General features: G+C 59.6%; 13 protein-coding genes. 5 read left to right on the plus strand and 8 right to left on the minus strand.

The window, feature by feature from the left end; genetic code table 11:
* Positions 1–460, plus strand: a 460-nt coding sequence (locus tag LD28_RS0120190) for an isocitrate lyase (protein ID WP_033138690.1), incomplete at its 5' end; no start/stop codon positions are given.
* A 249-nt stretch (positions 461–709) separates the two neighbouring features.
* Here LD28_RS0120190 and hda read toward each other — a convergent pair.
* From hda to upp, 3 genes are all read right to left on the minus strand, one after another.
* Positions 710–1411 carry a DnaA inactivator Hda gene (hda, locus tag LD28_RS0120195; RefSeq protein ID WP_013723920.1) on the minus strand — a complete coding sequence of 234 codons (702 nt, stop codon included), beginning with the start codon at positions 1409–1411 and terminating at the stop codon, positions 710–712.
* 102 nt (positions 1412–1513) lie between these two features.
* The gene (locus LD28_RS0120200) at positions 1514–2533 is read right to left on the minus strand and encodes a DUF2066 domain-containing protein (RefSeq protein WP_033138691.1); all 1020 of its coding nucleotides are present in this window, start codon (positions 2531–2533) and stop codon (positions 1514–1516) included.
* 164 nt (positions 2534–2697) lie between these two features.
* Positions 2698–3324, minus strand: a complete 627-nt coding sequence (gene upp / locus LD28_RS0120205) for a uracil phosphoribosyltransferase (protein ID WP_033138692.1) — start codon at positions 3322–3324, stop codon at positions 2698–2700.
* Positions 3325–3501: 177 nt separating this feature from the next.
* Between upp and purM the strand changes: the two genes are divergently transcribed.
* Positions 3502–4539 carry a phosphoribosylformylglycinamidine cyclo-ligase gene (purM, locus tag LD28_RS0120210; protein WP_033138693.1) on the plus strand — a complete coding sequence of 346 codons (1038 nt, stop codon included), beginning with the start codon at positions 3502–3504 and terminating at the stop codon, positions 4537–4539.
* Entirely contained in the window at positions 4536–5174 is a 639-nt protein-coding gene (gene purN, locus LD28_RS0120215; protein ID WP_033138694.1) for a phosphoribosylglycinamide formyltransferase, read from the plus strand. The genes purM and purN overlap by 4 nt, the downstream gene beginning before the upstream one ends.
* A 238-nt stretch (positions 5175–5412) precedes the next feature.
* Here purN and LD28_RS0120220 read toward each other — a convergent pair whose 3' ends face one another.
* From LD28_RS0120220 to LD28_RS0120240, 5 genes are all read right to left on the minus strand, one after another.
* Complete coding sequence (locus LD28_RS0120220) at positions 5413–6174, minus strand: Nif3-like dinuclear metal center hexameric protein (protein WP_033138695.1); 762 nt, start codon at positions 6172–6174, stop codon at positions 5413–5415.
* 141 nt (positions 6175–6315) lie between these two features.
* Positions 6316–7659: a sigma-54-dependent transcriptional regulator gene (locus tag LD28_RS0120225; protein ID WP_033138696.1), complete on the minus strand. Its 1344-nt coding sequence runs from the start codon at positions 7657–7659 to the stop codon at positions 6316–6318.
* On the minus strand, positions 7656–8690 hold the full coding sequence (locus tag LD28_RS0120230) for a sensor histidine kinase (RefSeq protein WP_033138697.1): 1035 nt from the start codon (positions 8688–8690) through the stop codon (positions 7656–7658). The genes LD28_RS0120225 and LD28_RS0120230 overlap by 4 nt, the downstream gene beginning before the upstream one ends.
* 106 nt (positions 8691–8796) lie before the next feature.
* The gene (locus LD28_RS0120235; protein WP_033138698.1) at positions 8797–10218 is read right to left on the minus strand and encodes a sigma-54 dependent transcriptional regulator; all 1422 of its coding nucleotides are present in this window, start codon (positions 10216–10218) and stop codon (positions 8797–8799) included.
* 243 nt (positions 10219–10461) lie between these two features.
* A complete protein-coding gene (locus tag LD28_RS0120240) occupies positions 10462–11340 on the minus strand; it encodes a DUF2726 domain-containing protein (RefSeq protein WP_033138699.1) in 879 nt (292 codons plus the stop codon).
* Between the two features lie 198 nt (positions 11341–11538).
* Between LD28_RS0120240 and LD28_RS0120245 the strand changes: the two genes are divergently transcribed.
* Entirely contained in the window at positions 11539–12054 is a 516-nt protein-coding gene (locus LD28_RS0120245; protein WP_033138700.1) for a glycine cleavage system transcriptional repressor, read from the plus strand.
* 74 nt (positions 12055–12128) lie between these two features.
* Positions 12129–13335: RNA degradosome polyphosphate kinase (locus LD28_RS0120250; RefSeq protein WP_033138701.1), on the plus strand; the 1207-nt coding region annotated here is incomplete at its 3' end.

Genomic DNA, 13335 nt, shown 5'->3' on the forward strand with positions numbered 1-13335 from the left:
CGACATGGTGTGGTGTGAAACCGCCAAGCCGGATCTGGACGAAGCGCGTAAATTTGCCGAAGCGATCAAGGCCAAGTTCCCGGATCGCATCCTGGCCTACAACTGCTCCCCGAGCTTCAACTGGAAGAAGAATCTGGACGATGCCACCATCGCCCGCTTCCAGCAAGCGCTCTCCGACATGGGCTACAAGTATCAGTTCATCACCCTCGCGGGTATCCACAACATGTGGTTCCACATGTACGAACTGGCCTACCAGTACGCCCGTGGCGAAGGGATGAAGCACTACGTCGAGATGGTGCAGGAGCCGGAATTTGCCGCCGCCAGCCGTGGCTACACCTTCGTGGCACACCAGCAGGAGGTTGGTACCGGTTACTTTGACAAGGTGACCACCGTCATTCAGGGTGGCCAATCCTCGGTGACCGCGCTGACCGGTTCCACCGAAGAAGATCAGTTCCACTGATAGACCAAGCCCCTTGAGATAGCAAAACCCCAGCCACTGGCCGGGGTTTCTTTTTGAAAGTCACTTCTCACGAGGGAGAAGGAACAAAGCCTTAGAACCTGTTCACGGTCTGTGACGAGAGGTCGTCAGCAAGGTGAAGAGCAGCGCAGGAACCGGAGTGTATATGGATACATGAGCCCCTTGGTTTCACATAAGCGAGCAGCACATGAGCCTTGCTCACGGCCTCGCAGTAAGAACGTGGCCAGGTTCTCAGAGTTCGAGGATCTCTTTGACAAAGGGGATAGTGAGCTTGCGCTTGGCGCGAAATGAGGCGTTGTCGAGCTGATTGAGAGTGGTGAGCAGGGTGCGCATATCGCGGGAGAGTCGGTTGAGCAGGAAGCGGCCCACATCGATGGGCAGTTTGAAGCCCCGCAGCTCGGCACGCAGCTGCAGGGCGCTGAGCTTGCCTTCATCATCCAGCTCTTCAAGATGGAAACTGACACCCCAGTCGAGGCGCGAAGCGAGATCCGGCAGTTGCAGCCCCAGTTTGCGCGGTGCGCTGCAACCGGTGACCACCAGCGTCCCCTCGCCCTTCTCCTGCCAGCGATTGTAGAAGTCGAACAGCGCCCGCTCCCACACGGCATTGCCGGCGATCGCCTCGAGGCTGTCGAGACAGACCAGCGGCAGGCTTTCAAGGGCATCGAGCATGCTGGGATCGAGCTGTTCAAACTGATCGAGGGAGAGATAGGCCGCCGCCGCATCGCGGGCGTTGACCTCGGCACAGGTGGCGTGGAGCAGATGAGAGCGTCCGGATCCCTTCGCTCCCCAGAAATAGAGGAAAGGCGATCCCTGACCGATGGCCGCGTTCTTGAGGGCGGTGATCAGATGAGCATTGTTGCCGGGATAAAAACTGACGAAGGTTTCATCATCCGGTAGTTGTACGGCTAAAGACAGTTGGGCCGGTTGCTTCACTCGTTGAGCTTTGACTGTGACATTTGTGGCTAAGTGTATCATCGCAAAGGCAGATAGAGAACCGCCCGGACAAGCCGGGCGGTCTACAAAAGCCTTATAAAATCAGGGCTGCGACCATTGGTAACGCAAACCGCTGCCATTATCGTCAACCTTGTGCAAACGACTCTCGAGTTGCAACGCCCGCACCAGCTCGGCTGGCTCCCCTTGCAGGGTAAAGTTGAAGGTGACCTGATCCCCCTCCAGCTTGCCGATCGCCACCTTGCTGACGTTGGCCATCCCCTGCAGCATCTTCTGCACGGCGATCATGCTATCCACTTCGGAGAGCCCATCCACCACCAGGGTCTGACTGGTTGCCGGGCCCGAGATGCGGGCACCGTAGTTTTTCACCAGCCAGGCTGCAAGGGTATCGGCAAACCCTTGCGCCACTTCAGCCTGAGTGCCACTGCTGTTGCCACGGGTCAGCTCGGTCACTTCACCGGCCGCTTTGGGGCCGTAGAGTCCCCAGTCGATGCTCCACTTGTCACCTTCCGGTGTCAGCTTGCCCAGCACCACCATCTCGGCGCCATAGCGCTGGCTCGCCTGCAAAATCGGATCGGCAAAGCGGCCCCAGACGTCGGTGGCACTGACCGCCATGTTGTCGTCAAGATCCATCAGCGGGATGCTGATGGGCAGTCCCAGCGTCTGGGCCTGCTCGCGCAAGGCTTGCGCCCAGCCATCGCTGGATTGATCCGCCAGCAGGCGGCGCTCCCCCTGATCAACCACCAGCCAGATTGCCATTTGGGGACGTGCCGGGCCAAGCAGGGCAAACTGGCTCTCGGAGACCAGGCTGTTGACCTTGTCACTCTTGAACTCGGCTTTCAGATACTTGACGGTGTCCTGATCCTGATAGCCATAGCTTTTGACATAGTCGCCCGGGGCCGCCAGCGCCTTGACCACCACCGGCTGGGTGAGGATGTCGCGCTTGCCGGTCACCTTGATCAGCACCTGACCGAGCGCCTGCCCTTGAGCGGCCACCATGTCGCCACTGGTCGGGGCCTTGCCCTGATAGAGGTCGGCCACCTGAGCGGCCGAGGCCATAAATGACAAGCCGCAGCAGAGGGCGGTCACAACACGTTTGAACATGAACAGAGTCTCGAAATGGGAGAGTGTGCTTATGGTAGCGGCAAGGCGCGCCCTGCGGCAAGGCTGGCACAAGCGGCCAAAAACAGCAGAGCCGGCGATGTGCCGGCTCCGATCACCCCTTCCACATGGGAAGCGGGTCAAGGCATCAACTTACTTGGTACCGATTACTTGGTACCGAAAATCTTGTCGCCCGCATCGCCCAGACCCGGCACGATGTAGCCTTTCTCGTTCAGCCCCTGGTCGACGGAGGCGCAGTAAAGCTCTACGTCAGGGTGAGCGGCTTCCAGCGCCTTGATCCCTTCCGGCGCGGCAACCAGTACCAGCACCTTGATGGATTGACAGCCCTTCTTCTTCAGCAGATCGATGGTGGCGATCATGGAGCCACCGGTGGCCAGCATCGGATCGATGACCAGCGCCAGACGCTCTTCGATGTTGCTGACGATCTTCTCGAAATAGGGAACCGGTTGCAGGGTCTCTTCATCGCGGTAAACACCGACCACACTGACGCGGGCGCTCGGCATGTGCTCCAGCACGCCATCCATCATGCCCAGACCGGCACGCAGGATCGGTACGACGGTTACCTTCTTGCCCTTGATCTGGTCAACTTCTACTGGCCCATTCCAGCCATCGATGATAACCTTCTCGGTTTCGAAGTCAGAGGTCGCTTCATAGGTCAACAAACTGCCCACTTCTTTGGCCAGTTCACGGAAACGCTTGGTGCTGATGTCGCCTTCACGCATCAGACCGATCTTGTGTTTGACCAGGGGGTGTTTGACTTCAACGACTTTCATTATTATCTCCTCTAACCTGCCGCAAAAAAAATCGCGGAATCATACAACAAAAGCCGCCGCTTGTAGAGCACTTCCGCGCAAAAACGCGCAAACGATTTCCTTTCTGGTTTTTCATCGCCACTGTTAGAATACGCCCCGAATTTTACCCTCCACTTCTTTACATGACGGGGAATACGCGTGACTGACAAAACCTCACTGAGCTACAAGGATGCTGGCGTAGATATCGATGCCGGCAATGCACTGGTTGAACGTATCAAGGGCGTGTCAAAGCGCACTCGTCGTCCTGAAGTCCTTGGTGGTCTTGGCGGCTTTGGGGCCCTCTGTCAAATCCCTGCGGGCTACAAGGAGCCGGTACTGGTCTCCGGTACCGATGGTGTGGGCACCAAGCTGCGGCTGGCCATCGACCTGAAGAAGCACGACACCGTGGGCATTGATCTGGTAGCCATGTGCGTCAATGACCTGATCGTACAGGGTGCCGAACCGCTGTTCTTCCTCGACTACTACGCTACCGGCAAGCTGGATGTGGACACTGCCGCGGCAGTGGTCACCGGGATCGGTGCCGGTTGTGAGCAGTCAGGTTGTGCCCTGGTGGGCGGCGAAACCGCCGAGATGCCGGGCATGTATGAAGGGGAAGACTACGACATCGCCGGTTTCTGTGTCGGTGTAGTGGAGAAGAGCGACATCATCGACGGCAGCAAGGTCGGTGAAGGGGATGCCCTGATCGCACTGGCCGCCAGCGGCCCTCACTCCAACGGTTTCTCGCTGGTGCGCAAGATCCTGGAAGTCTCCAAGGCCGACGTGCATCAGCCGCTGGGCGACACCACCCTTGCCAACGCCCTGCTGGAGCCGACCCGTATCTACGTCAAGCCGGTGCTCAAGCTCATCAAGGAGTGCGAGATCCACGCCCTCTCCCACATCACCGGCGGCGGCTTCTGGGAGAACATCCCCCGCGTCCTGCCTGCCAACACTCAAGCGGTGATCGATGAGCAGAGCTGGCAGTGGCCGGCAGTGTTCAGCTGGCTGCAGCAGGCTGGCAACGTCACCCGCCACGAGATGTATCGCACCTTCAACTGCGGCGTCGGCATGATCATCGCCCTGCCCGCCAACCAGCTGGAGAAGGCGCTGACCCTGCTCAAGGCGGAAGGCGAAAACGCATGGCACATCGGTCATATCGCCAAGGCCGCCGATGGTGAGGAGCAGGTCGTCATCAAATGATGCGGATCCTCGTCCTAATCTCCGGCAGCGGCAGCAATCTGCAGGCGATCCTCGACCACTGCGCCAGCGGCAAGATTGCCGGTGAAGTGGTCGGCGTCATAAGCAACAAGGCCGATGCCTATGGCCTGGTTCGCGCCAAAGAGGCTGGGGTGGCAACGTCCATTCTGGCCCAGCAGCAGTTTGCCAGCCGGGAGGAGTATGACACCGCCCTGCTGGCGCTGATGGCAGACTATCAGCCGGATCTGGTGGTGCTGGCGGGGTTTATGCGGATATTGAGCGGCGATCTGGTGCGCCACTTCGCTGGCAGGATGATCAATATCCACCCCTCCCTGCTACCCAAGTACCAGGGTTTGCACACCCACCAGCGCGCTATCGATGCCGGTGACAGTGAGCATGGCGCCAGCGTCCACTTCGTCACCGAAGAGCTGGACGGTGGCCCGGTGATCCTGCAGGCCCGCGTGCCCATCTTTGCAGGGGACGAAGCCGAGGAGGTAGCCGCCCGGGTACAGGCGCAGGAGCACAGCATCTACCCGCTGGTGGTTCGCTGGTTCTGCGAAGGCAGACTGCAGATGGTGGATGGCGCCGTGCAACTGGATGGCGCCCTGCTTGGCCCAGCCGGTTACGCCAGCGAGTAAGCAGACGTCTTGTCGAAATGTGAAAAAGGAGGCCGATGGCCTCCTTTTTGTTTCCTGAGTTTTCCCACCACAGCACAGGCTTAAACCTGTTCACGACCTGCAGCGAGAAACCGTCAACAAGGTGAAGAGCAGCACAGGAACCGGAGCGTATGGACATACGTGAGCACTCTTTGCTGTATACATAAGCGAGCAGCACATGAGCCTTGATCACGGTTTCGTAGCCAGATCGTGGACAGGTTTACACCGGATTGTCGATATCGATAAAGGTCACATCCAACCCGTGCACCGTCGCCAGCCACTCCCCCAGCGCCTTGACGCCGTAACGCTCGGTGGCGTGATGGCCCGCGGCGTAGAAGTGCATCCCCATCTCGCGGGCGGTGTGAATGGTCTGCTCGGAGGCTTCACCGGAGATAAAGGCATCGATGCCCTGCTCCGCCGCCAGATTGATGTAGCTCTGACCGCCGCCAGTGCACCAGGCCACGGAACGGATAAACTCGGGGCCGGTATCGCCACAATAGAGTGGTTCGCGACCAAGGCGATCGGCAATCAGGTTGGCAAAATCGCGGCCGCTCATCGGCTGCTCCAGCTTGCCCACCATGGCGACGCTCTTGCTGTTCCACGGCTCCAGACCGCGACGCACCTTGATGTCGAGCAGCTTGGCGAGCTGGACGTTGTTACCCACCTCGGGATGGACATCCAGCGGCAAATGGTAGGCAAACAGGTTGATATCCTGGGTCAGCAGGGTCTTGAGACGACGCTGCTTCATGCCGGTGATCTGGGCCGGTTCACCGCTCCAGAAGTAGCCGTGATGGACCAGAATGGCATCGGCCTCGGCAGCCACCGCCGCGTCGATAAGCGCCTGACTGGCGGTGACACCGGTCACCACCTTGCGAATGCGCTCGCGCCCCTCCACTTGCAAGCCGTTGGGGCAGTAATCCTTGATGGCGTGCGGTTCGAGCAGATGATTCAGTACGGTTTCGAGTTTTCGATGAGAGATCATAGGGGTCCTTTATTAAGGCTCGGTCCCCTGCTTTACCAATAAAAACAGGGCCCAGGCTCAAAGCGCCAAGGGCCCCATGATAATCGAGCCGGGCCGTCAAGACCATGACAGCCCCCACACAGTGCGGTTTCCCTCCCGGCCTCAGGCTGGCAGGTCGATCCCCGCCTCCCGCATCTGGGCCAGCTTGTAGCGCAGAGTGCGCGGGCTGATGCCGAGCCGGTCGGCCACCGCCTTGCGGCTGCCGTTACAATCTTGCAGGGTGTCGAGGATGATCTGGTGCTCCTGCTGCTTGAGCTCGCTGCCGAGGCGATCGCCGCCATAGCTGCGCTCCACGCTGACAAACTCCATCTCCTGCTCGTCCAGCTCCTCCAAAATGAGGTGGTCACAGTCAATGACCCCGTCCGGGCTGAGGATCAGGGCACGCTGTACCACGTTGTCCAGCTCCCGCACGTTGCCGGGCCAGGGATGTGCCAGCAACCGCTCCCGGGCGGCGTCAGTCAACTGTGGTGTCGGCAGCCCCTGCTGACTGGCATGGAGGGCCAGCAGGTGCTCCGCCAGCGGCAGAATGTCGCCGGGCCGCTCACACAGGGCAGACCAGCGCAGCGGAAAGACGTTGAGGCGATAGTAGAGATCTTCGCGAAACAGGCCATCCTGCACCGCTTTTTTCACATCCCGGTTGCTGGTGGCGATGACCCGCACATCCAGCGGGATCATCTTGCGACTGCCGAGCCGCTCCACCTCTTTCTCCTGCAACACCCGCAGCAATTTGGCTTGCAGCCCCTGATCCATCTCGGTGATCTCGTCAAGCAGCAGGGTGCCCCCCTGCGCCTGCTCGAACTTGCCGGGGCACCCCTGTACCGCACCGGTAAAAGCTCCCTTCTCGTAGCCAAACAGGGTCGCCTCCAGCATGTTTTCCGGAATGGCGGCGCAGTTGATGGCGACAAAGGGCTGCTCGGCGCGGCTGGAGTTATCGTGAATGTAACGGGCCAGCACCTCTTTCCCCGTCCCGCTCGGGCCGGTCACCATCACGGTCGCTTCGCTTCTGGCCACCCGGGTCGCCAGCTGGAACAGCTCGGCAGTTTTGGGATCCCCGTAGACCACCGCACGCTTTTCCACCTTCTGGGCGGGCACGTAGCGGCTAACCTGATTGAGCAGCACCTCCGGCGAGAACGGCTTGGCCAGATAGTCGATGGCCCCTTCGCGCATGGCGCGCACTGCGCCGTCAATATTGGCGTAGGCGGTCATCAGCAGCACAGGTATCTGCGGATATTGCTGGCGGATGGTGGCCAACAGAGTGAGGCCGTCCATCCCCCCCATCTGGATATCGGAGATCACCATGTCAAATGGCTGACGGGAGAGGATCAGCAGAGCCCGCTCGCCGCTGTCCGCTTCACGGCATTCATAGCCGCCCAGCAACAGGGTGTCCACCAGCGCTTCGCGCAGGCCATTGTCATCCTCAACTACCAGAATTCTGGCCTGTGTCATGCTACACCTCCAAGCTGCACCGGTTGCTGATGCAGGGGGAACGACAGAGTAAAGCAGGTGCCTTCACCGGGAACCGAGGCCACTCCGACCTCCCCCTGATGGGCACGCACTACAGATTGCACCACCGCCAGTCCGAGGCCAGTGCCCTGGGAGCGGGTAGTAAAGAAGGGTTCGAATACCTGACCGAGCTGATGGGAAGGGATCCCCTTGCCATTGTCGATGACCCGCATCTCGACGCGGGCACCACTGCGCACCGCGCTGACCAAGAGTGACGTGGCCCCTGCCTGCTGGGCATTGGCGATCAGGTTGTTGATGGCCCCCGCCAGCGCGCTGCTGTTGGCCAGCAGACAGAGATCGGGCTCCGGTGCCTCCATGTGCAGATCGCAGCCCTGTTGCTGACAGAAGGCCTCGGCTCCGGCCTGCACTTCGGCCAGCAGCCCTTGTACCGAGATGGGGGTGACCACCTGATTGTCGCCGTTGCGGGCAAACAGCAGGATGTCATTGATCTGCTTCTCCAGATCCTGCAAACGGGCCATCAGCTTTTGCTGAAACTGAGTGCGGGATTCCGGCTTGAGGGTGCGGTTGGCCAGATTGGCGGCATAAAGCATGGCAGCAGAGAGCGGGGTGCGGATCTGGTGGGCGAGCGAGGCCGCCATATTGCCCAGCGCCGACAGCCGCTTCATGTGGTTGATGCGGTCTTGCAGCTTGCGGGTTTCGGTCAGGTCGTTGATAAAGACCAGCTGACCGGGCTGATCCGGCAGCGGTTGGGTCGAGAGTTGCACCCGGCGCCCGTCGCGCAGGGAGATCTCGTGGCCATCATCCTCGCGCGGCTCGAAGCAGCGGACAATGATATGGCGCCAGAGCTCCCCTTCCAGCGGCTCCCCCAGCAGGGAGATGGCCGCCGGATTCGCGCGGGTGATCACCCCTGCCCCATCAAGCAGCAACACCCCGGTGGGGAGCGCCTTGAAGATGGCATAGAGCTGGCTCACTTCGTGGGACTGGAGTGGCATGTCCTGCTGCTGGATTGTCATAAAGCTGACCTCAAACTGGCTATTGGGTCAGGTTATTCAATTTCCATGCCACTAAATTATATGAATTAAAACAATAGATTACGCATTAGCGTCAAGGCTTTGACCCTCAGACGTCCTTGCTCATCCCATATTTTTTCATCTTCTCCACCAGGGTGGTACGGCGCATGCCGAGCAGATCGGCGGCGCGGGCCACCACCCCGTCCTGAGACTCCAGCGCCTGGCGGATCAGCTCCACTTCGAGGTCGGCCAACATCTCTTTGAGGTTGACCCCCTCCTCTGGCAACTGCATGGTACGAGCCGAGGCGAGGGGGTGATCCAGCTCTGGCGGATCCTGGAACACCGCCGCCAGCGCATCCCGCTCATCCATCTCGGTCAGCCGCTCATCCCGTGGCTCGCTCGGCAGCATGCGATAACGGCTCGGCAGATCGGCCACATCGACGATCTGGTGCGGGTAGAGGATCAGCAGTCGCTCCAGCAGGTTGGAGAGCTCGCGCACGTTGCCGGGCCAAGGGTACTGCATCAACGACTCCAGGGCACGCTGGGTCAGCCTGATAAAGCCGTGGTGCTGCTCGGCATGGCGATTGAGCAACTCCTGCAACAACAGCGGAATGTCGTCGATGCGATCCCGCAGCGGCGGCGTCTCAATCGGGAAGACATTGAGTCGGTAATAGAGATCTTCGCGGAAACCCTGAGTGCGGATCATCGCCTCCAGATCCCGGTGGGTGGCCGCAATGATGCGCACATCGGCCTGAATGGGCTTGCCGCCACCAACCCTGTCGAACAGCCGCTCCTGCAGCACCCGCAGCAGTTTGACCTGCATCGGCATCGGCATGTCGCCGATCTCGTCGAGGAACAGGGTGCCCCCCTGCGCCAACTCGAAGCGACCACGACGGGCCGCGATGGCGCCGGTAAACGCCCCCTTCTCGTGGCCAAACAGTTCGCTCTCCAGCAGTTCGGCAGGAATGGCGCCGCAGTTGATGGGCACAAAGGGGCCTTGACTTCGGGAAGAGAGTTCATGGATAGCGCGAGCCACCACCTCTTTGCCGGTACCGGACTCGCCGAGGATCAGCACGTTGGCATCGGTCTCGGCCACCTGACTGATGAGGCGGCGCACCTCCTGGATCCCCTTCCCTTTGCCTACCAGCAAGCGCAACAGGGCCTGACCCTTGTCATGGGTCTGCTGACGGGGATGCAAGGAGACAAACGCCTGACAGAAGTGCAGATGGCGGGTGAGGGATTCATAGGTAAAGGGCGAGAGCGCCACCCCGATGAAGTTGCTGTTGGGCAGATCCGCCTCAACCAGCGAGAGAAACGGCGTACGGGGGAAGGCAGACAGCAGCTCTGACAAGGGACGTCCGGTCAGTTCACCCACCAGCACCCCTTGCAGCGGGCCGGAGGATTCGATGGCCACATCCAGATCGCTTTGCGCCACCTCTTGCCACGGGATCCCCATAAACGAGAGCACTGTTCCCAACTGCTGGCGCCGCTGCGCATCGGCATCAACAATCAACACGCCCATCTCTATCATATCCATCCCTCGTGATAGCCTAAACTAACTTATTGTTTTATTTAGCAATGAAACAGTTGTTGACTGTCTTCATTTTTAACACGCAAAGTGCCAAAATTCCGACGCATTGTCAAAATTTAGTTTATCAACATAAAAGGGATATTAAATAAATTTTTACCGATGATTTTTACCGGTAAAAGGGAGGGCAGTCAGCAGGAGATGCTGCCCTCGTCAGAGGGCAGCATGCAACACAGTGAGGCGAGCTCAGTGGTGGTTATGATGGTGCGGCGCCGCGTAACGACACTCGGGAAAACGGCTGCAAGCCAGAAAGAGTCGACCAGCGTGTGGACCTTTTTTCGCCTCCCGCTCTACCAGCGGCGCATCACAACGGGGGCAGTGTTGAACCTCATGCTCCTCGTCATCCTCCACATCGGCGAACAGACCATCGACCAGCTCACCCTCACTCTGTGAGGCCTCAACCATCCCCTTGGCCTGCATGACAGGCTCGTGGAACGACGCGGGCGAGATGGCTTCGGCATGGGCAGTGCGGCCACGCATTCCGGCACCGACATCCACACCGTCCAGCAGCAGGGGGTTGAACGTCGGCTCGCGACGCGCCCCGTGCGGCAGATCCTCTACCAGCGGCTCACTGGGCTTGACCAGCAGCGGCAGGATCTGTTCGCGCAGCTCTTCCACCAGATAGCTGGCACTTGCCGGGATCTGCAACAACGGCAGACCGGCGCTGTCGCAAGCGGTTTTCAGAAAGAGGTCGCGTGCCTTGCGCTTCTGATGACGGTGGGAGCTGTCATCGAGTTCGATAGCGCAGATAAAGGAGAGATCAGCGGGGTGGCAAAGCAGATAGTCGAAATGCTTGGCGCTGATCTTGTTGAAGTGCTGCTGCCATTTGCTTTTGCCGATCCCGGCCTGCGGCGTCAGCACATCGGCCACCCGCACCTTGGCAAAGACCCGGGCCTTGTCACCCACCGCCAGGTCCAGTACCCCGAGGAACGATCGCTCGGCGGGGCTGAACAGGGTCTCCTGCACATCGTAGGGCAGATGCTTTTGCTGTCTGCCTCTGCTCCAGAAGATCGCCAGCACAAGCAGCGCCAGCAACAGCAATCCCGATACGACAAGGGTATTCATGAGAGCACGATCCAGTTCACAACACGAAAGGGGGGATAACTTTACCACAGCCGCCACGGAGCAAGGCAGCAGACAAGCGTATGGAAAGTGTAAAAGTCCCGTCTTTTTATCTATTTGCCAGCAGGCGGGGGTTCATATGACCAGCCACAGCAGGCACAATGGGGATCGAGCAAGAATTCCAATTTCAAGGAGAGCAGGATGCAAAAGCAATTGGTGGTCACCGTGATCGGTGCAGACAAACCCGGGATCGTCGAGAGTCTGGCGGCCGTCATCAGCCGCGAGCAGGGCAACTGGCTGGGCAGCGCCATGAGCGAACTGGCGGGCCAGTTTGCCGGTATCCTCCATGTCTCCGTGCCCGATGAGCACTATCGCAGCCTGTGCGAAGCGCTGGCCCTGCTGCCGGGTCTGACCATCAGCTTTGCCGAAGGGACACCCACCGCCGAACCGGCCCATCAGGTGATGATGACGGTAACCGGCAACGACCGCCCCGGCATCGTCCATGAAGTGGCCAGCATCCTGCGCCAGCTCGAGATCAACGTGGCCGACCTCACCACCGGCTGTGAACCGGCACCCCACTCCGGCGCCCCGCTCTTCTATGCCCATGCGCTGGTTGCCCTGCCCGACGGGCTCGCCATGGATGACCTGATCACTGCGCTGGAATCCCTCTCCGACGATCTGGTGGTCGACATCGACGAGGCGTTCAGCGAGCAGTAACAACCTTGTCATTTATTTGTCATATATTAACGCCATAACTGCCGCGCAGACGCGACCTGAAACAGAGGCACAACATGAGCACCGACAAGCAGTATGAAGAGAAAGAGCTGAGCTGGCTCTCATTCAATGAACGGGTGTTGCAAGAAGCAATGGACAAGACGGTGCCCCTCATCGAGCGAGTCCGTTTTCTGGGAATCTTCTCCTCCAACCAGGATGAGTTCTTCAAGGTGCGGGTGTCGGACGTCAAGCGCCGTATCCTCATCAACGAAGTACATGGCGGTGACGATGAAGCCAAGGTGCTGCTGCGCGCCATCCAGCAGAAGGTGATGGCCCTTGGCGAAGCGTTCGACAACACCTACAAGGAGCTGTTGATTGCGCTGGCCCGCCACAACATCTTCCTGGTCAACGAAAACCAGCTCTCCGACGCGATCCAGAAGTGGCTGCGGGTCTTCTTCAAGGAGAAGGTGCTGCGCCACATCATCCCGATCCTGCTCAACAAGGAGGTCAATCCGGTCAAATTCCTCAAGGATGAGTACACCTATCTGGCCATCGAGATGAAAAAGAACGGTCAGGTGATCCAGTACGCCCTGGTGGAAGTGCCGACCGACGACCTGCCCCGCTTCTTCCAGCTGCCGCCGGAAGGGACCCGCCGCAAGAAGCAGATCATCATTCTGGATAACGTCATCCGCTTCTGTCTCGACGAGATCTTCAAAGGCTTCTTCGACTACGACGAGATTGCCGCCTATGCGGTGAAGCTGACCCGGGATGCCGAATATGATCTCTCCGACCAGCTGGACTTGAGCCTGGTCGACAAAATGAGTGATGGCTTGAAGCAACGCCTCACCGCCATGCCGGTGCGCTTCGTCTACGAGCGGGAGATGCCCGCCGCCATGATAAGCTTCCTCAAGCTCAAGCTGCAGATCAGCTCCTACGACGCCATCATGCCGGGCGGCCGCTATCACAACTTCAAGGATTTCATCGGCTTCCCCAACGTGGGCCGTGACTATCTGGAAAACCCCAAGCTACCGGCTCTTGATTGCAGCGATTTTGACGGCTTCGTCAACGCCTTCGATGCGATTACCAAGCAGGATATTCTGCTCTACTACCCGTACCACAAGTTCCACCACTTCACCGAGCTGGTACGCCAGGCGGCGTTCGATCCGGTGGTGAGTGCCATTCGCATCAATATCTACCGGGTCGCCAAGAAGTCGCGGATCATCCACTCCCTCATCGATGCCGCCAACAACGGCAAGAAGGTGACCGTGGTGGTCGAGCTGCGCG

It is taken from the genome of Aeromonas finlandensis, from assembly GCF_000764645.1.
In the GTDB taxonomy this organism is placed as follows: Bacteria; Pseudomonadota; Gammaproteobacteria; order Enterobacterales; family Aeromonadaceae; genus Aeromonas; species Aeromonas finlandensis.

Coding starts and splice junctions, on each gene's coding strand:
- LD28_RS0120240 (WP_033138699.1), bottom strand. CDS start 11,340: ATGAATACCCTTGTCGTATCGGGATTGCTGTTGCTGGCGCTGCTTGTG.
- LD28_RS0120245 (WP_033138700.1), top strand. CDS start 11,539: ATGCAAAAGCAATTGGTGGTCACCGTGATCGGTGCAGACAAACCCGGG.
- LD28_RS0120225 (WP_033138696.1), bottom strand. CDS start 7,659: ATGACACAGGCCAGAATTCTGGTAGTTGAGGATGACAATGGCCTGCGC.
- LD28_RS0120220 (WP_033138695.1), bottom strand. CDS start 6,174: ATGATCTCTCATCGAAAACTCGAAACCGTACTGAATCATCTGCTCGAA.
- LD28_RS0120230 (WP_033138697.1), bottom strand. CDS start 8,690: ATGACAATCCAGCAGCAGGACATGCCACTCCAGTCCCACGAAGTGAGC.
- LD28_RS0120200 (WP_033138691.1), bottom strand. CDS start 2,533: ATGTTCAAACGTGTTGTGACCGCCCTCTGCTGCGGCTTGTCATTTATG.
- upp (WP_033138692.1), bottom strand. CDS start 3,324: ATGAAAGTCGTTGAAGTCAAACACCCCCTGGTCAAACACAAGATCGGT.
- purN (WP_033138694.1), top strand. CDS start 4,536: ATGATGCGGATCCTCGTCCTAATCTCCGGCAGCGGCAGCAATCTGCAG.
- LD28_RS0120235 (WP_033138698.1), bottom strand. CDS start 10,218: ATGATAGAGATGGGCGTGTTGATTGTTGATGCCGATGCGCAGCGGCGC.